The sequence below is a fragment of the uncultured Fibrobacter sp. genome (genome assembly GCF_947166265.1).
In the GTDB taxonomy this organism is placed as follows: domain Bacteria; phylum Fibrobacterota; class Fibrobacteria; order Fibrobacterales; family Fibrobacteraceae; genus Fibrobacter.
In genome coordinates, this window is sequence record NZ_CAMVDO010000027.1 from 17,122 (window position 1) to 35,458 (window position 18,337).

At 53.5% G+C, this 18,337-nt stretch carries 17 protein-coding genes; 10 read left to right on the forward strand and 7 right to left on the reverse strand.

Annotated elements, in window-relative coordinates; translation table 11 throughout:
* Window positions 1-16 precede the first annotated feature (16 nt).
* The 3 genes from folE (at window position 17) to glgA (ending at window position 3,539) form a co-directional block, all read left to right on the forward strand.
* Window positions 17-586 (forward strand): GTP cyclohydrolase I FolE, encoded by a 570-nt coding sequence (folE, locus tag Q0W37_RS11900; protein WP_073055254.1) that lies wholly within the window; start codon window positions 17-19, stop codon window positions 584-586.
* Window positions 587-860: 274 nt separating this feature from the next.
* Window positions 861-2,171: an alpha/beta hydrolase gene (locus tag Q0W37_RS11905; RefSeq protein WP_297701782.1), complete on the forward strand. Its 1,311-nt coding sequence runs from the start codon at window positions 861-863 to the stop codon at window positions 2,169-2,171.
* A 138-nt stretch (window positions 2,172-2,309) separates the two neighbouring features.
* Window positions 2,310-3,539: a glycogen synthase gene (gene glgA, locus Q0W37_RS11910; protein WP_297701783.1), complete on the forward strand. Its 1,230-nt coding sequence runs from the start codon at window positions 2,310-2,312 to the stop codon at window positions 3,537-3,539.
* 78 nt (window positions 3,540-3,617) lie between these two features.
* Here the strand turns inward: glgA and rsmA are convergent, their stop codons facing one another.
* Window positions 3,618-4,400, reverse strand: coding sequence for a 16S rRNA (adenine(1518)-N(6)/adenine(1519)-N(6))-dimethyltransferase RsmA (gene rsmA, locus Q0W37_RS11915; RefSeq protein ID WP_297701784.1), 783 nt, complete (start codon window positions 4,398-4,400; stop codon window positions 3,618-3,620).
* 77 nt (window positions 4,401-4,477) lie between these two features.
* Here rsmA and Q0W37_RS11920 point away from each other — a divergent pair, with 77 nt between their 5' ends.
* From Q0W37_RS11920 to murJ, 3 genes are all read left to right on the forward strand, one after another.
* Window positions 4,478-5,704 (forward strand): metallophosphoesterase, encoded by a 1,227-nt coding sequence (locus Q0W37_RS11920; RefSeq protein WP_297701785.1) that lies wholly within the window; start codon window positions 4,478-4,480, stop codon window positions 5,702-5,704.
* 8 nt (window positions 5,705-5,712) lie between these two features.
* Window positions 5,713-6,828: a hypothetical protein gene (locus Q0W37_RS11925; protein WP_297701786.1), complete on the forward strand. Its 1,116-nt coding sequence runs from the start codon at window positions 5,713-5,715 to the stop codon at window positions 6,826-6,828.
* A 116-nt stretch (window positions 6,829-6,944) separates the two neighbouring features.
* Window positions 6,945-8,537 (forward strand): murein biosynthesis integral membrane protein MurJ, encoded by a 1,593-nt coding sequence (gene murJ, locus Q0W37_RS11930; protein ID WP_297701787.1) that lies wholly within the window; start codon window positions 6,945-6,947, stop codon window positions 8,535-8,537.
* A gap of 54 nt (window positions 8,538-8,591) precedes the next feature.
* Here the strand turns inward: murJ and Q0W37_RS11935 are convergent, their stop codons facing one another.
* Window positions 8,592-9,485: a hypothetical protein gene (locus tag Q0W37_RS11935; protein ID WP_297701788.1), complete on the reverse strand. Its 894-nt coding sequence runs from the start codon at window positions 9,483-9,485 to the stop codon at window positions 8,592-8,594.
* A 74-nt stretch (window positions 9,486-9,559) separates the two neighbouring features.
* Between Q0W37_RS11935 and Q0W37_RS11940 the strand changes: the two genes are divergently transcribed.
* Window positions 9,560-9,952, forward strand: coding sequence for a co-chaperone GroES family protein (locus tag Q0W37_RS11940; RefSeq protein ID WP_297701789.1), 393 nt, complete (start codon window positions 9,560-9,562; stop codon window positions 9,950-9,952).
* Between the two features lie 6 nt (window positions 9,953-9,958).
* Here Q0W37_RS11940 and Q0W37_RS11945 read toward each other — a convergent pair whose 3' ends face one another.
* From Q0W37_RS11945 to aroC, 3 genes are read right to left on the reverse strand one after another with little or no spacing between them, the layout of a single operon-like run.
* Complete coding sequence (locus Q0W37_RS11945; RefSeq protein ID WP_297701790.1) at window positions 9,959-11,410, reverse strand: hypothetical protein; 1,452 nt, start codon at window positions 11,408-11,410, stop codon at window positions 9,959-9,961.
* A gap of 14 nt (window positions 11,411-11,424) precedes the next feature.
* Window positions 11,425-12,315, reverse strand: coding sequence for a tetraacyldisaccharide 4'-kinase (locus tag Q0W37_RS11950; RefSeq protein WP_297701791.1), 891 nt, complete (start codon window positions 12,313-12,315; stop codon window positions 11,425-11,427).
* Window positions 12,316-12,366: 51 nt separating this feature from the next.
* Window positions 12,367-13,449, reverse strand: a complete 1,083-nt coding sequence (gene aroC, locus Q0W37_RS11955) for a chorismate synthase (RefSeq protein WP_297701792.1) — start codon at window positions 13,447-13,449, stop codon at window positions 12,367-12,369.
* 105 nt (window positions 13,450-13,554) lie between these two features.
* Here aroC and Q0W37_RS11960 point away from each other — a divergent pair, with 105 nt between their 5' ends.
* Entirely contained in the window at window positions 13,555-14,142 is a 588-nt protein-coding gene (locus Q0W37_RS11960) for a hypothetical protein (RefSeq protein ID WP_297701793.1), read from the forward strand.
* Window positions 14,143-14,247: 105 nt separating this feature from the next.
* Here Q0W37_RS11960 and Q0W37_RS11965 read toward each other — a convergent pair whose 3' ends face one another.
* The gene (locus Q0W37_RS11965; protein ID WP_073058332.1) at window positions 14,248-14,904 is read right to left on the reverse strand and encodes a TrkA family potassium uptake protein; all 657 of its coding nucleotides are present in this window, start codon (window positions 14,902-14,904) and stop codon (window positions 14,248-14,250) included.
* A gap of 117 nt (window positions 14,905-15,021) precedes the next feature.
* Window positions 15,022-16,413 (reverse strand): TrkH family potassium uptake protein, encoded by a 1,392-nt coding sequence (locus Q0W37_RS11970; protein ID WP_297701794.1) that lies wholly within the window; start codon window positions 16,411-16,413, stop codon window positions 15,022-15,024.
* Window positions 16,414-16,563: 150 nt separating this feature from the next.
* Between Q0W37_RS11970 and Q0W37_RS11975 the strand changes: the two genes are divergently transcribed.
* Both Q0W37_RS11975 and Q0W37_RS11980 read left to right on the forward strand, forming a co-directional pair.
* The gene (locus Q0W37_RS11975) at window positions 16,564-17,475 is read left to right on the forward strand and encodes a hypothetical protein (RefSeq protein ID WP_297701795.1); all 912 of its coding nucleotides are present in this window, start codon (window positions 16,564-16,566) and stop codon (window positions 17,473-17,475) included.
* Between the two features lie 103 nt (window positions 17,476-17,578).
* Window positions 17,579-18,337: DNA alkylation repair protein (locus Q0W37_RS11980; RefSeq protein ID WP_297701796.1), on the forward strand; the 759-nt coding region annotated here is incomplete at its 3' end.

Consider the following 18,337-nt stretch of genomic DNA (forward strand, 5'->3'; position numbering starts at 1 on the left):
TGCTATCTTTGGCCCCATGATGGATTTTAAGAAAATGGAAGACGGCTTCCGGATGATTCTGGAAGGCATGGGCGAAAACCCGAACCGCGAAGGTCTTATCGATACGCCAAAGCGTGTCGCGAAGATGTACGCCGAACTCATGACGGGCCTTTCGGGCGAAATGCGCGCCGAGGATATTCTCAAGACGCGTTTCCACGAAAAGTACGATGAAATGATTATCGTGCCGGATATCGAGTTTGCGAGCATGTGCGAACACCATTTTCTGCCGTTCACGGGTAAGGCTCACGTGGCCTACATTCCGGGCGACTGTGTGGTGGGGCTTTCCAAGATTCCGCGCGTGGTGGAATTCTATGCGCGTTTCCCGCAGATTCAGGAACGCATGACCCGCCAGATCGCGGAACTGATCCAGAAGGAACTGAACCCGAAGGGCGTTGCCGTGGTTTTGGAAGCGTCCCACATGTGCATGACGATGCGCGGAGTGAAAAAGCCCGGTGCCACGATGGTGACTACCCAGCTTTTGGGACGTTTCAAGACCGACGAAAAGACTCGCGCCGAATTTATGTCCAGAATTTACGCCCCGCGCTAATTATCGTCATTTTAGTGTAAAAATAATTGTGGCTGTTACTCCGGTAACGGCCTTTTTTGCTTTTTATGGGGCGGTTTTATTGTGTAAGAATTATCGTGTCCGGCTTGGATAAATTACAGATAAAATAACTGTCAAAATTGGCGTTTTTAGCGAAATTTATGGATTTTTTGTCCATGACGCTTGGATTTTTTGTCCATGGGAAAAAATCTCCGGGGTGCTTTTTTTGCTTTTTTCCAAGGTATCTTTATATCGGTGTTGGAAAAAAGGAGTCACAATGAAAACGATGTTCTTCAGGAATTTGACAAGGGGCTTTGTGATAGCAGGTGCTGTCATGGCCTTGGTAAACTGCGACAGTTCTACTGCTGCAAACGATAATCAGAATACTACCGATCCGACGGCTGTTACCCCCACGGATAATCCTGCCAATCCGGGCGATCCTACGAATCCGGTGAATAATCCGGTCATCGATTCCGCAACCGGCCTGCCTGTCGATCCTGCTTTGAATCCGACCGATCCCGCTCAGCAGGGAACGGATTCTATCGTTGATCCGAATAATGACCCTTGGGCGGACCCTTGTGTGGCCTCTAGCTTGCCGAACGCTTGTGGCGACGAACCCGTTCATGGTATGATAGACACGATTTTGACGTCAGTATCCAGCAGCTCCGAAGGCATCGCTGATCCTGTTCCGCTTTCCAGTTCCAGCGCTAGCGAAATTCCGGCAAGTTCGGCGGCCGAAGTTTCTTCTTCTAGCGAGGCTCCCGCCGTGTCTAAAATTTTCCTCGCGAACGACAAGGAAGAAGAAAAGAATTACATGGAAGTCGAGTACAAGACGAATACCGGCTGGGATGGGGAAGGAATCCTTGCGTACCCCAAGCGCTTGACCGACAATCCGGACCAAAAGCATGCCGTCGTGGTATGGGGCCCCGGTGGTGGTACAAAACCGAGTGCTTACGAAGGCATGATTCGTAGACTCGCTTCCCACGGCTTTGTGGTGGTTGCCCTCAAGGAATCTCCGGGCAACGCGACCCAGGCTATCAAGGCTCTCGACTGGCTCGATGGGCTGAACAAGGATTCGAACAGCCCGCTGTTTGGCAAGCTCGACATGAATACGGTCGGTTGCTCTGGCCACTCTATGGGCGGTCTTGAATCTGAACAGGCCCTCATCAAGGACAGACGCGTGCTTACTGCATTCCTCAACAACAGCGGTGACTGGGACGGTGTCGGAGCTATGAAGGTGGCGGCCGACCGGACTATAGCTATCCTTTACGGTGAAGGCGGCATGGAACGCGGCAACGCCGAGAACGATTACAACAACGCAAATGTCAAGGCACCTGCATGCCTTATCCAGATGACGGGTGGCATGGGTACCGAATGCTACGACGTCGCTCCTGGCCGCAGGGAATGTGGTTACGGTCACGGTTCCGGTTCCTGGGACGGCATGGCCGCTACGGTTGCCTGGATGCGCTGGCACCTCGGTGGTGAAGAATGGCGCAAGGCGGACTTCGTAGGCACCAGCGGCAAGTACATCAACGGAAACATCGCCGGCCACGATGGCAAGTGGAAAGGCCAATGTAAGAATTTCTAAGAAACTCCACACTCACTCCTTACACCCCGTCCGAATGGGCGGGGTGTTTTCCTTAAGAACGCCTTGCTATTCCTTTGGCATTTTTTATAATTACCGTTGAAAAATAATCACTAACCACTTTCTACTGTTTACTAACCTATGAACGCTGCAATTTTGACTAACGAATTCCCGCCGGAAATCTATGGCGGTGCCGGTATCCACGTGAAGTTCCTGACGCAGGAACTTGCAAAACTTTGCCACATCGAGGCGCGTTGCTTTGGCGTACAGAACGTGAACGAAAATAACATCCACGCTCTCGGCTTTTCGCGCAAGCTCGGGCTCAATCCCGAAGATGACCGTTTCCAGAAAATTTTCAAGCCGATCGATATCGATCTCCAGTGGGCGGCATCGCTCAAGGATATCGACGTGATTCATTGCCATACGTGGTACAGCCACTTTGGCGGCGTGCTTGCTAGCCGCCTTCTGCAGTGCCCGCTGATCTTGACGACGCATTCCCTGGAACCGCACCGTCCGTGGAAGGCGGAGCAGCTGGGTGACGGCGGCTATGCCATGAGTTGCTGGATTGAACGCACCGCTTACGAAGCCGCCGATGGCGTGATTGCTGTGAGCGAGGGCATGAAGCGTGACGTGATGAAACTTTACGGCGTTCCCGAGGATCGCGTGAAGGTGATTTACAACGGCATTGATCCGGATTTCTATGCGCCGACTTTCGACGAAAGCATCCTCACCAAGTGGGGTGTCGACCCGAAGCGTCCGTATGTGCTGTTCGTGGGCCGCATCACGCGCCAGAAGGGCATCAGTCAGCTGATCCAGGCGATTCCGCAGATTGATAAGTCCGCCCAGGTGGTGCTCTGCGCAGGCGCTCCGGATACTATTGAACTTGCCGATGAATGCAAGGCTCTTATCGAGGACGTGCAGAAGACTCGCGACGGCGTGGTCTGGATTCAGGAAGCGGTTCCGCATGAAGAACTCCGCGTGCTTTACAGCAATGCGACCGTGTTTGCGACACCTTCTCTCTACGAACCGTTCGGCATCATCAACCTCGAAGCCATGAGCTGCGGTACTCCGGTGGTGGGTTCCGCTGTCGGTGGCATTCCCGAAATCATCGTGGATGGCGAAACTGGATTCCTGGTGCCGCTCAAGGCGAAGTCCGAAACGGATTTTGAGCCGGCGGACCCGAAGGCATTCCAGACCGACTTTGCGAATAAGCTCAACAAGGTGCTCGGAAACCCGGAACTTGCAAAGAAGATGGGTGAAGTCAGCCGCAAGCGCGCTATTGACGTGTTCAGCTGGAAGTCGATCGCGAAGCAGACCTTCGACTTTTACCAGGAATGCATCGACCGCTACAAGAAAGAAGGAAAGAGGTAGCCGAAGCTTTGGTTCGGCAAGCTCGCTAACCTTTAATAAGAGGTCCCTGAACTTGTCGAAGGGCCAGCTAGGTTCTACCTACTTTCCCACAATCACCTTGTAGAATTCAAGGAATTGTGCGGGTGAGAGTTCTTCGGCACGGACAGTTGTCGGATAATCCAGGAGTTCAATGGCTTCCTGGATTTTTTTCTTGTCGTAGGCGCGGCCGAAGGAATTGGCGAGCGTCTTTCTCTTTTGCGTAAAGGCGGCGCGCACGAAGTCGAAAAATCCCTCTGGGGCCTGGAGCGCGTCGGCGCGGGGCGTGAGGAGCATCGTGGCGCTGTCTACGTTCGGGCGCGGCGTAAAATGCTCGGGGCCGATTTTACGGAGAATTTGCGTGTCGGCGTAGGCGGATACGAGTACAGATAAACTACCGTAGTTGCTGCTACAGGGAGTGGCGCAGATGCGTTCGGCGACTTCGAGCTGTACCATGCCCATGAATCCCTTGGTCAGGTGAAGCCGTGGCATGAGTCCGGCGATAATCGCGGTCGATACGTTGTACGGAAGGTTGCCGGTAACCCAGGGCTTGTCGTGCGCATCGAGAAATGCCTGCAGGTCGAACTTGAGAAAGTCGATGTTGGCGATGTGGAAATTTTCGCGGCCCTGGAATTTTTGTTGCAAAAATTCGACACACTGCTCGTCGATTTCGACGGCAGTGAGTTGCACGGCGCGGTCGAGCAGGTGTTCTGTAAGGGCGCCGTGCCCAGGACCGATTTCCAGTACGGCCTCGCCTTCGTTTGCGGGCAAGTCTCCTGCAATCATCTGTGCGGTGGGTACATCCAGGAAGTTCTGTCCAAATTTGCGGCGTCGTGCTCTGTCCATGGCCTAAAAGATAGAAACATAGACGGGGTACAGGGTGGCGCATCGGTTCCGCATTTCGTTTTTTCTATTATTACGATATGCTTATTTTTCTTGCAATTCTGGTGGTTGGACTAGTCCTGGTTTATATCAACCTGAGCACCCTTGCGAAGGGGCTTCCGGGAAAAATCATTGCACTTGCGGTTTTGCTTGCCATTTTTGCAAGCATGTTTTTCCGCGAGACGCTTGTCGGTGCGATTGTCATTTCGTTTTTTGCGGTATGGCTTTGCCAGTCGCTGTTGCTTTATATCCCCTGGACTCTGTACAGGATCGGCTATTACTTTACGCAACCTCACCACCTGAGCCGTCACAAGGTTCGCCGCGTTAGCCGCTGGCTTTTGGGAATTACGGTGGGCTTTACGGGACTGATTTTTGCGTTCGGGGTTCCGCACAACGACGATTACAAGATGAACCTGAAGACGATCACCTTGCCGTTGCAGTATACCGAAAGCTTTACGGCGGTGTTTTTTAGCGATGTCCACATCGATCCGCTGTTCAGTCGGCAGAAGCTTGAGCGCCTGGTTGCCGACGTGGATTCGATTGCGCCGGACTATCTGCTTTTTGGCGGTGACCTGATGGATGTCCCGACGACGACGCTTTCGGCATGGGGCTATGATACGTTATTCAAGAAGATGACTTCTTCGGCCAAGATTGCCGCGGTCGCCATTAACGGAAATCACGAGGGAATGCAGGAGCGGGGCAGCTCCGATCCTGATTCCTGGATGCGCGATGTGGGTTTTGTGGTCCTCGACGATTCTACGGAATGCATTGGACTTGCCTGCTTTACGGGCCGTACGGATTTCCAGGTGGCCCGCCGTCGCGGGACCTTGCGCAAGCCGCTTACGGAGCTGATTCCTGTGATGCCTGCCGAAGCCAAGGATTCCCTGGAAGTAGATTCGTTGAAGACGGCTTCTGCGAAGGTTGCTGTAGAAGATTCTTCTGTGGCACCTGATTCGGCGAAGGCGGATTCCATTGTCATGGTGGACGATCCGCGTCCTTGGATTCTGTTGGACCATCAGCCCAAGGGAATCGAGAAAAGCCATTCGGGACGTTTGCCCGATTATGCTTTTTCGGGACATACGCACGACGGACAGTTTTTCCCGGGAACGATCGTAATCAACTGGGTATGGAAAATTGCTTCCGGGGTTGGTGCCCTGAGTGGCGTCTACTGGATCGTGAGTTCCGGCTTTGACTGTTGGGGACCTCCGGTGCGTTTCGGATCGGATTCTGAAATCCTGGTCATCAGATTCAAGGCTCACGAGCCATAGGAATTTGTATGGAACAGTCTTTGTTGACAAATTTGCGCGATGTTTTTACGCCGGCTGTTCGTGAGGCGATGCGTCGCAAGGATTTGACGCAAGAAGAACTTCTGATGCGTCTTGGTTATTCGCGCCGCACGTTGCTCGATTCCTTTTCGATGGAAAAGAGGTGCGAACTGGAGTTTCTGCTCGATGCGCCCGCAAATGAATTGTGGAATTTTTCGCCTGAACAGGCGGATGATTTCGAACTTGCCAGGAGAAGTTTTGAACAACGTTTCTGCACCGTTGAAGCGGTGGAATGGGCGAAGAAATTTCCGGCCCGCGATTTAGAGCGTCTAGGGATGATTTGCGGCACATCCGGAAAGAGTTTTGCGGAACGTTTCAAGTCGGGGCTTTTGCCGCGCGAACTGATGAAGTTCATGGGCGTGGTTTCGGTTGCTGCTTGGAAAAAGGCGTATGCCGTTGCGCAGGGAACCGTGAATCCGCAGGTCTATTCGGCGTGGATTCGCCTTGGTGAATTGCAGGTGAGGCGCCCTTCGGGCGAACTGTGCCTGTTCCGCGAAATCATTGCGAACAATATGATGTTCTTGCGCCGAAACGCCTTTATGCTTCGCGAAAATTTACGGCAAGTCGTCGTCGATACCTTGAAAAAATGCGACGTTACTGTGTTGCAGGTTCCTGCCTTTATTACGGCGCCTGCTCCCAGGGCTGCGTTTTTCTGGAAGGGGTTGCGGCCGGTTCTGCTTTTGCCGACGTCCCGTACAAGTGACAGCGATTTTTTGGAAGCGGTGTCGCACATGGTGGGGCATCTCTTGCAGTCGCATAGCAAGCGTCCGTGTCTCTTGACATCGAAACTTGCGGCGGAATTTGCAGAAAACGGCTTGCGTGAAAATAACCGTGACGCCCTAAAGGATCCCTGCTGTAAGGAAGCGGAACGTACGGCGGAAAATCTTTTGCTGACCGAGGCCGAGGAATGCGAGATTATTTGTACGGGGCGTTTTGCCGAAAGGCGCTGCATTGAATTTTTCTCGGGTAAGTTCCATGTGCGTCCGGGCGTTATCGTGTCGCGGTTGCAGCAGCAGAAAAAGATTCCTGCAAGAAGTCCGTTGAATGCGCTCAAGGTCGCTGTATAATGTTGCCTTCTTCTGTCAAATTCATCTCTTGGCCCTTCGGCAGGCTCAGGGACCTTACATCCGACCCCTGATCCCTGAAACCTAATCACTAGCCACTAATCACTGTCTACTTTTCTATGAATAAAGCTGCTATTATCGTTGCCGTTTCGATGCTCCTGAGCCGTGTGCTCGGAATTTTCCGTGAAATGCTTTTGGCGCATGCCGCGGGTGTGTCGCTCGAGAAGAATGCCCTCGACCTTGCCTTCATGATTCCGGACATCCTGAATCACGTGGTGAGTACTGGGTTCCTCTCGATTATCTTTATCCCGATTTTCACCGGCTACAAGGTGGCAGGTGACGAACGTGGCGGCTGGAAGTTCTTCAGCAACGTGCTGAACACCTTCGGGATTGCGCTCCTGATTTTGGTGGTGCCTGCGTTTATTTGGATGAAGGAGCTTTTGCAGCTGTTGACTGTTGACGGGGCCACGCCGGAACTGATCGAGCGCGCCACTTACTATGGCCGCATTATCTTGCCGGGGCAGGTGTTCATTTTTGTCGGGAGCATTCTGGTTGCGGTGCAGCATACCCGCAAGCAGTTCCTGATTCCCTCGCTTACGGGCCTGATTTATAACGTGGCGATTGTGGGCGGTGGCGCTTTGGGACTTGCGCTCGAGAAGTTCACCGGCACGAGTTACGGCCTCGAGGGATTCGCCTGGGGCGTGCCGGTGGGCGCCTTTATCGGCTTCTTTGCCTTGCAGATTTTTGGCGCCCGGCGTGGCGGGGTGCATTACGAGCTTCTGGTGCAGCCGACTCACCCTGATATCGTCCGCTATTTCAAGATGATGCTCCCGATGTCCTTGGGTGTGGGCTCCATGTTCGGTCTCGAATTCATTATCCGTAGCTTTGGAGCGAATTTCGGTACGGGCGGCATTTCGAGCCTCAACTATGCCTACCGTGTGATGTACACGCTGGTGGCGGTCTTCGGATTTTCGGTGAGCGTTACGAGTTACCCCGACATGGCCCGCCTCGTTAAGGAAGGGGATTTTGGCCAGCTGAATCGCAAAATCTGGAAGAGCCTTTCCCGCATGTTCTGTATTCTGATTCCGGCAGTGGTCGCCGTATGGGCGCTCAGTTTCCCTGCCGTGCGTATCCTGTTTGAACGCGGAGCTTTTCAGCGCGAAACCACCGAGGCGATTTCCGAGATTCTCCGCTGGTACTTGCCCGTAAGCCTAGGCCTTTGCCTGCAGGCGGTGCTGGTGCGTAGTTTTTACGCCTGTGAACGCATGTGGGTACCGACGCTTCTCAATACCGGCATCTTTGCGGCGACGATTCCTGCCTACATTCTGCTCGGCGCTCCCGAGGTGGGGCTCGGCATCAAGAGCGTGCCGATTATCGGTGCGACGGGTGCGATTCTCCAGGTCATTTCGATGATCTTCATGTGGGCGAAAAAGAACGGCACCGACGGTATGAAGGATGCCCTTTTGAACATGGTGCGTGCCCTGGTCGCTTTCGGTATCATGATTGCGGTGGCAGTGGGTCTTGACCGCGTCTCTGGCGATTTTGTCCGGAACGCGAATTTTGTTGTGCTCGTTGTCTATGCCTGTGCGGCGGGAATCCTGCTGTTTACGCTCACGCTCATTGTCCAGCGTTACCTGGGCAGCAAGGATGCGAAGGATATCCTGAACGAACTCCTTGGAAAGGTGCTCCGCAAGCTGCACCTGAAACATTAATATTGAAATGTCATTCTCGCGAAGGCGGGAATCTCCAGTTCTATTGGAATGATTTTATTTCAGTCCGTTCGCCCTGTAGAATTGGATGTCGGAAAGTACCTGGTCTACCCAGCTCTTGGTGAGCGGGGACTTGTGCCAGTTTTCGGGCTTTGCACCGATTTCAGGTTCCGGGTAGAATGTCGCGATGGCGTTCTCCTGGCTGATTCCCACTCGCAGCTGCTTGCTTAGGCGATCTGCGCCGATAAAGATTTGTTCGAGCCCTTCGCCTTCTTCGAGAGCGAGGATTCCGTGTGCGTCTTTTTGTCCGCGGAAGTCGAAGTTGAAATTCGACACGTGCCGTATCAGCGACATGAGAAGTGCCGGGTCCAGCTTGTAAATCCGTGAGGCCTCCATAACGGGAAGCGCCGTCAGTTGCTCGGTATCCCAGGGGTTTCCGTTATATGTAATTTCCAGCGTGTGGGTGGTTTCTTCGCTTGTGATTTTCGTGGTGTAGCGGTTGCCGAGTTTTTTTTGCAAAAGCTTGTTCAGACGGATGCCCCTGTTCTTGAATTGCTTGTAGCCGTTCATGGTAAAGTGGAGCGTGTCATCGAGGCGCGTTATTATGGGTAGCGTGGGCTTTTCGACAATTTCGTTGTAGGCGGCAATCACGAGCGGCAAAACGTAGGCGAGTTCCGGTTCGGCGTGCGTCAGGTCGCAACTGGAATCTACCGCGATTTTCTGCAGCGTATCGAGTTTCAGTACGGCTTCTGCGGCGTAACGTTCAAAGAGCTTTCTCTCGTCGGTGTCTTCGCGATTTGCGGCAGGGAGGAATACGTAGGTGAGCGTGATGGTTGCAAGGATAAGGACGGTCGCGATCAGGGTTCGCCAGATTCTCCGATTTCGCGAAAGGACTTTTAGCCAACCCCGCACCTTGGGACTTCGCCCGAGGTAAATGGCGAGAAATACCAAAATGAGTGTCCACAATGCAACAAAAATCACGTCCTATATTATAGCAAAAGCGTTTTAATTTTATCTTTGTCGCTATGCTGAATCCATTAAAGAATGTCGTGGTCATTGGTGACCGAATCCTCTTGAAGCCCCTGGAATCCTCGAACAAGACGGGGAGTGGACTTTACCTGCCTCCAAGTGTCCGGGAACACGATGCCGTGCATACGGGGCTTGTGGTGCGCGTGGGGCCGGGGTATCCGATTCCCGTAAACCAGGATGGCGACGAAATTTTTCGCAGCGAAAATCCCGAAAACGTGAAGTACTTGCCCTTGCAGGTCAAGGAAGGCGACGAGGCCCTTTATCTGCATGCGAGCGGACACGAAATCGAGATCGACGGCGAACGCTACGTGATTATTTCGCAGAATGCGGTGCTCTTGGTGATGCGCCCCGAAGTCCCCGACGACATCGAAGGAATCCTCAGGGATTAGAACCAATTATTTATACAGTTCCAGGGTTTCTTTCAGCTTGGTCGCAACACCGTTGATCGTGTCGAACATGTCGCGCAGTTCTCCCTGAATATTGTCGAAGCGCGGAATGTCGCAGAAAAGATCGTTGCGGTAAACCTTGTTCGCTTGGTACAGGTCGCGCAGGCTGCGGAGAATTTTCGCCTGCTGTTCCATCTGCGTCTGCGTTTCCTTGCGGAGTTCTTCGAGCAGAATCTTTTTCTGTCTTGCCACGTCGGGATCGTTTTCGCGCAGAATATAGGTTGGCAGCGTCGCGAAGTCTTCGAACTTGGATGGCGAGGAATTGTTGTTCCTCATGGCGTTGTTTCGAAGTCCGATTCCCTTTACGGCGGAGTCGATAGAGATGGTGCAGCTGGATGTTCCGTGGAAATTGCAGCGGACGTGCTTTTCGACCTGGCGAAGCTCATTGTAGGGGTTGAAGTCTTCGTCGGTTTCGACGTACTGTAGCGGCACGTAGAGCGGGGCCGGTTCGCCTGCGACGGTGATGCGGTAGCAGATGCAGGGTTCCCCGTTGAAATCCTTGGTTTCGTACAAGTTGTTGCTGCTGTGGAGTAGCGTTTTTACTCTGCGGAAAAGCCCTGCGGCGTCGTAGACGTTGTCGGCGACGTTTGCAAGCTCCTTGAGCATGACCGACTTGACGATTTCGTTGAAACTTTCGTTGATGGCCTTGTTCGAGGTGGAACGTCCCCAGATGGGGGCTCCCAGGAACAGCGTGTCGATAAAGGTCGTGTGCGTCCTGCCGTTAAAGAAGGCGATCGCCTTTGCCATGTTGGTGAGCGCAAGCCACTTGCTGATAGGAACGTAGATGCCGTTCTGTGTGCAGATTTCTGCAAGCTTCCCGATGGTGGAAAGCGTGTCTTCGGAAAGCTCGATTTTCTTGATTTCTTCTTTCCAGGCGTTTTTTTCGTCTAGCGAAATTTTCAGGTTGTCGGGAACTTCGAAGTTTTGGGCTTTGCCCTGGCTCTGGAGTAGTGAACACAGAGCGCTTGGCGAAAGGTTGTCGGGCATCGAAATGGTGAGCGTGATTTCGTCGGCGATTTCGGCGCGGCCCATGGCATTTTCGGGGCGGATGTCGCTGCTCAAGATGACGGGAGCGTTTTCGCGGTCCTGTAGGGCGGCGCGGACGTTTTCCTTGGTGATGTCGTCAATCGGGTTGAAGTTCTGGAAAATGATAAGGTCGAATACGCCGAGCTTGGTCGGGAAACTGTGCTGGCGTGAACCTACCTGCAAGACCTTGTTGTCCTTGAATGCGGACGACAGACGCTTGACAAGAAACGATTTTCCCGAACCGGTACGGCCGTAAAGGTAGAAGGGCTCGTTGTTGACTACCGAGAGAAAGCCTAGGCTTAGGCAGGATTCCCTTTCGGGGAAGTCGGCGCACAGGACTTGCAAAAGTTCTTGAATACGTTGTGTCAGCGTCATGATTCGATCCTTCTTTATTCGCTTACTGTAGAATTTAACAAAACATCTTGTACTAAATGGACTAGACGTTCACCGGGGATCATTTTTTGGCGCGCAATGTAGATATTTTGGGGTAAATCCGGTGCCGTGCCGTGCAAAATCCTGAACCGTTCGGCATCTTTTTCCGAGATGACGAAAGCTTGTTCGGGGTGTGCGGCGATTTCTTGCAACAATCTTTGTGCGAAATTTCGGTCGTGGTCTTTCAGGAAGGTTGTCGAGGCGATGGTAATGCCTTGAGCCTTTATGTCGCTGCAAAAACGTTCCGGGTCGCCGATTCCGCAAAAAACGTTCACTTCCGTTTTGAGGGCGTCTTCGTCCTTGTTTGTTATTTTGTCTATAATGAAACGTAGATCGGAATCATTTCCCGTGCAGTGGATTTCTATGCAGTCGGAAGGGTGGTCCTTTGCGAGACTTCTGGAATTTCCGAGTGGCCAGAGATTTTGGATTTTGACAGGAGCCCTTTCCCACAGGAGGACGAACGTGACTGCGCCTGCCAGACGACTGTCCTCGAAACCGTCGTCGCAAAGGATGAAGTCGAATTTTTTGGCCTGGTCGAGCTCGTGGGCGAGGCGGTAGCGGTTGCGTGTCTCGAAAATTTCGACTCGCGGATTAGTGTGGAAATGTTTCCGGAGCATTGCCGCTTCGTCGTAGGCGTATTCGTGACAGAGAATGGCTACTCGCTTGTCTTGTGCGGCGAGTGTTTCTGTAAGCCAGGTGCAGAAGGGCGTCTTTCCTGCGCCTCCGGTTCGGTACGCCCCGACAACGATTAACCGCGAATGCCTTAGCGGTTTCCCTGGCCTAAGGCAGATCGCATGATGCAACAGGTAGGCGGCACGGTAACAGAGGACAATGGCTAAGCTCATCATTCTTCTTGCTCAAACCTCATACCTCAAAGCGGCAACGCCGCGACCTCGCTCCTACAGGCAGTTTCTCTTTTGCTGCAGGAACAAGTCGGCCAAAACGAGGGCGGCCATGCTTTCGACAATCACCGGGGCACGTACGGCGACGCAGGGGTCGTGGCGTCCGCGAGCGGCGAGCGTTCCGTTTTCGCCACCGCGACCAGCGGTCTTCTGTTCCTGGGAGATTGTGGCGGTCGGCTTGAAGGCCATGCGGCAGTAGATGGGTTCGCCGTTGCTGATGCCGCCGAGGCTGCCACCCGCGTTGTTGGTGCGGGTGCGGTAACGGTGACCGTCAAAGTAGAGTTCGTCGTTGTGCTTGCTTCCGTGCATACGTGCCGAGGCGAAACCGCTTCCGATTTCGAATCCCTTGCAGGCGGGGATGGACAGCATCGCCTGCGCGAGTAGCGCGTCCAGGCGGTCGAACACCGGTTCGCCCAGCGCCACCGGAGGATTCTTCACCAGGAGGCATACGGTGCCGCCGATGCTGTCGCCGTTTGCGCGTGCATCGAGTACGGCTTGTTCCATCTTGGCGCTCGCTTCCTTGTCGGGGCAGCGCACGGGGGATTCTTCGATTTGTTCAAGCGTAAGGGTGTTCAGGTCTACGGGGCCGCAGTCGACTTCGCCGATGGAATTCACCCAGGCGATAATCTCGGTGCCGTTCACCTGCTTCAAAAGTTTTTTCGCGACGGCGCCTGCCGCCACGCGCCCGATCGTTTCGCGGGCGGAGCTGCGTCCACCGCCACGGTAGTCCCTGAACCCGTACTTGAGGTCGTAACACAGGTCTGCGTGTCCGGGACGGTACCATTTCTGGATCTCGGCGTAGTCGTGGCTGCGCTGGTCCTCGTTAAAGACGGCAAACGAAATCGGGGTGCCGGTGGTCTTTCCCTCGAATACGCCCGAAAGGATTTTCACCTGGTCCTTCTCGTCGCGGGCGGTGGTCATTTTCCCCTGCCCGGGGCGGCGGCGGTTGAGTTCCGCCTGGACTTCCTCTTCGGAGATTTCAAGACCTGCGGGGCATCCGTCCAGGACCGAACCGACGGCCGGACCATGGGATTCACCCCAAGTGGAAACGCTAAAAATTTTACCAAAAGTGCTGGACATGCCCCAAAATATAGATAATCGCAACTTTTTATAAGAAATTATCCCATAAGGACTTAACAACCGAAAGAAGTTTACTATCTTTTACATTGGATTTAGGAGATTCCTGTGAAAAGAATCGGATTTATCATAACGATATTGACGCTGCTTCTGTCTTTAGAGGCGGTTGCTCAGCGTTATAACGACTTTGCCGGAATTCCGTTCGGAGCCTCCCGCGAAACCGTGATCGAAGAGGTGATGAAACTCGGATATGAACCTTACGGTCAGAGTGGCGAAGGTGAACGTGTGGTTATCCCCGTGTTCATGTTCGGTGAACTGCCGGTCCAGGTCGATTTCATTTTCAACAAGAACGACAAGTTTTATTCCTTCGAAATCCGTACCGGTCGTGTCGAGCGCGCGCGCCTGAGCAAGTCCTTCGAGGCGGTCGCCTATATGTCCGAGCAGTTTACGCTCAAGTATGGCAAGGCTTCCGGTAACCCCGCGATCGATGAAACCTCCACCCTGAAGGAAAATCTGCTGAACCTTTACCAGCAGTGGTTCTCCGTCAAGGTACTCAACATCTATACCGCGCTCGTGCAGAAGGACGGCCGCTATTTCGTGGTCGGCTCGGTAACGCACCGCAAGCTCGCCTCCGAAAAGAATACGGGTGCAAGCCGCAAGTCCGAAAAGGCCGTTTCGAATCAGCCGGTGTTCTAGCTACATCGTTTGTTTACAATACGCCTAAAAGCAGGCAAAAGAAAAACCGGTCATTAACCGGCTTTTTTTATGCATATCCTTGTGTAAAGGAATGTACGACGAGTCTTACGCCTTCAGCTTGTCCAGGGCCTCGTTCGGGCCGATGACGAACAGCACGTCGTTTTCCTTGAGCACGTAGTCGGCGATGTTACCGATCTTGGGCGTGGGTTCCAAGGGGTCGCGGATGGCGATGACCTGGATGCCGTACTTGTGCGTCAGGGAGAGGTCCTTGAGGGTCTTGCCGAGGAAAGCGTCGGGGCATGCGATTTCGACGATGGAGAAACCTTCCATGAACGGCAGGTAGTCGAGCATGTTCGGGCGGTTGAGCCTTTCCGCCAAGGAAATGGCCATGTCGCGTTCCGGATGGAAGATGTCCGCTACGCCGAGCTTTTCGAGGATAATGGTGTGGGCCGGGCTACTGGACTTCGCAATGATGTGCTTCACGCCCAGTTCCTTGAGGTTCAAAACCGTCAGGAGCGATGCCTGCAGGTCTTCGCCGATACAGCAGATGACGCTGTCCACCTTGGAAAGCGGGAGCGACTGGAGCTGCTTTTTGCGGGTGCCGTCGGCAACGACTGCCTGCGCCACTTGGTTCGAAATGTCTTGGATTTTTTCAGGGCTTGGGTCCACGACCATCACGTCGTGTCCGAGTGCGGTCAGGTGGCGGGCCAAGAAGTAGCCCGTATTACCAAGTCCGATTACTACGAATTGTTTAGAAGCCATAGGCTAAATGTAGTTAATAGCGCGGGCCCCCTCCCCTCAAAGCTGATTTTTAAGAGAAAAAATAGATGAAATTCTTTTTGAATAGTAGTCTAAAGAATTGCCCGCTGCGGGAAGCAGTTAGCCCACCATGATGTCTTCTTCGGCGTACCACATGCCCTGCTCCTGCGTCTTTGCCACGGCAGAAATCAGGAACAGTGGGCCCATTCGACCGATGAACATCACGAGGCAGATCACGATGCGGCCCGGAATCGAGAGGTCCGGCGTCAGTCCCATCGAAAGTCCGCAGGTACTGTAGGCCGATACGACTTCGAAGAACACCTTGAGGAATGAAACCTGTTCGATGGAGTTGCCCGCCGCTTCGGTTTCGAGCAACACAAGCGTTGCCACCACCACGACCACGATGGCGACCACGAAGATTCGCACGGCCTTATCGACGGTGGTTTCGGGAATGGTGCGGCCAAGAATCTGGGTCTTGCTGCGGCCAAGCAGGCGGTTGAATCCGAGTAGGAAAATCACGGCGGTTGTCGTCGTCTTGATACCGCCGCCGCAGCTACCCGGGTTTGCACCGATGAGCATGATAATCACGAAGAAGAACAGCGAACCCACGCTGAGCGCGGGAACGTTTACGTTATTGAGGCCCGCCGTACGGCTGGTGAAGGCCATGAAGGCGCTCGATTCGAGTTTCTGGCCGAAACTCAGGTCGGCAAAGGTATTGCTCCATTCGCTGAACATGAAGAAAGCGATGCTTACGAGGACGATCATCAGGGTAAATCCCGTGGCGATGTGCGTGTGCAACGACACCTTGCGGATGGCACGCTTCTTGAGGTCGAATACGTAGCGCATTTCGGTGATGGCCAAGAAGCCAAATCCGCCTGCGAGCGCGAGTACGCAGGTGGTGATGTTCATGAGCGGGTTCAGCTGGAACCGCATGAGCGAATCGGGGAACAGCGTGAAGCCTACGTTACAGAAGGAACTGACCGCCTGGAATAGGGAGCAGAAAATGCGGTCGTAAAGTTCCATGTCGCTGAACTGGGTGAAGTACACGACGGCACCGATGGCTTCGAGGCCGAAGGTAAAGGGGAGCACGGCCTTGAGGATTCGGCCCGCGTCAACGTTTCCTTCTTGCGTGTAGTTTGCAAGCAGTGCCGACTGGTGGTTGAATCCCGGGTGCATGCCTGCAAGCAAGATAATCACGGTAGAAATCGTCATGATTCCAAGACCGCCCGCCTGCATCAGGAGTACGAGTACCCAGTTGCCGAAAGAGGTAAAGCTTGCGCTGATGTCGATGGTGGAAAGGCCCGTGACGCATACGGCGGACATCGCCGTGAAGAAAGCGTCGAGGACGCCGACAGGTTCACGCTGTGCAAACGGGAGCGACAGTAGGAGTGCTCCCAAACAAACCAATGCGAGGTAGCCCGACACGATCATCAAAATCGGGTTGCCCGACTTTTTTTTGACCTCGGCCTTCTTTTCCACGAAGTCAAATGCTTCGTACCTAGAACGTAACATGGGTGCAAATATAGAATAAGGTGAGAGTCGCGACAAGCATAAAATATGCTTGTCATGACCGAACCGATCTATATGCACGCGAAGCGTGCCAATATAGAAATTAATCCCTATCTTGCCTAGGTTTTGGTGGTTTTCTACATTTGGGCGCGTATGAAGAATTTACGTGCCGTTTTGATGCCGATTGCGATTTTGCTTGGGATTTTGCTCCCGCAGGCGCACGTGCTTTCGCCCCTGATGCCGTTTTTGATCGGGACCATGATGTTTTTGACATTCGTGACAAAGATTCCGCCGCAGACGCATGGCTACACGTTCAAGATTGAAATTCGAGCCCTAATTGTGAGCCTAATCCTGGTGGCGGTAATTGCGGGTATCGTGAAACTTTTCGACCTTCCGCGCGAGGTGCTTTTGGGGGGCGCGATCATTGCGCTTTGCCCGCCTGCAAACGCTGCCCCCGCCATGGCGAAAATGCTCGGCGGTTCGGCCTCGCTTGCCTTGAAGATTTTCTTGAGTGGAAACCTGATCGCCTGTTTCTCGATTCCGATTGTGTTCGGTTACCTGACCGGCACCGATGCGGAGCTGAGCGAAATCGCGATGAAGATTTTCAATACGATTCAGCCGATTATCAGTATTCCGCTCGCGTTTGCCTTGGGACTCCGCGCGTTCTACCCGGAACTTGCCGACCGTGCCGCGAAATTCCAGAAGTACACCATGTTCGTGTGGACTTTCTCGGTGTTCGTCATCTTGGCGAAGGCGAGCTACGACATCCGCGAAATGGGATTCTCCGATTTGTGGAATAGCGGAAAGCTCCCGATGATGGCGGGCATCTCGCTGATTCTCTGCATTCTCCTTTACGCCCTCGGCTGGTATGTCGAAAAGAATCGTCGCCCGATTGAAAGTGCGCAGAGCATGGGCCAGAAGAATACCACGCTCGTCATCTGGATTTCTACTTTGTATGCAGGCCCGGTGGTGGCGCTTGCCCCGACTTGCTATGTGGTGTGGCAGAACCTGGTGCTCAGCTATTTAAGCGCAAGGATTAAGCCTAAAAAGGACAACGCGCCATAACGTCGTTGCACAAAACGCATAATGCATTTGCACGTCTTTGCGAGGAGCGTAGTGAGCCTGCCGCGAGCGAAGCGTGGTGGTGGCAATCCATGGGGGAAATGTGATGAATCATACTGAGCTTATCAAGCGCCTCTTGGCCGAACAGGACTTAAAGTACCGTGACTTTCACGCGTCGCTGTTGCCGAATATCGAGAAGAAATCGATTATCGGCGTGCGCGTACCCACGATGCGAAAAATTGCGAAGGAGTTTGCGGAAAACGCTGGTAAAACTGCCGCGACGAAGGGGGCTGCGAAGGGCTCCGCAAAATTCATGCCGAAGGATGTCGCGAATTTTTTGGACAAGCTCCCGCACAAGTATTTTGAAGAAAACCAGGTGCACCTTTTTGCGGTAGAACGCATCAAGGACTTTGACGAATGCCTGCGCCGCATAGAGCAGTTTCTCCCTTACATCGACAACTGGGCCGTATGCGACGGCAAATCTCCGAAGGCACTGCTCAAGGACGAAGCCCGCTTTTACGCCAAGATTTGCGAATGGTTAAAGTCCACCAAACCTTATACGGTGCGATTCGGCGTGAACATGCTGATGAACTTTTTCCTCGATGAACGCTTCAGCAAGGAGCACCTGAAACTCGTTGCCGCCATCGACGAAAATCTTTTCGATGACAACGGCCGCGCGGAATGCCCCACCGACCGCTACTACGTGCAAATGGTTGTCGCCTGGTACATGGCGACCGCACTCGCCAAGCAATGGGACGCGACCTTCCCCTACATCAAGAATCGTAAGCTGTCCCCCTGGATTCATGCGAAATCCATCCAGAAAGCCTGCGAAAGCTACCGCATCACCGACGAACAGAAGAAAATC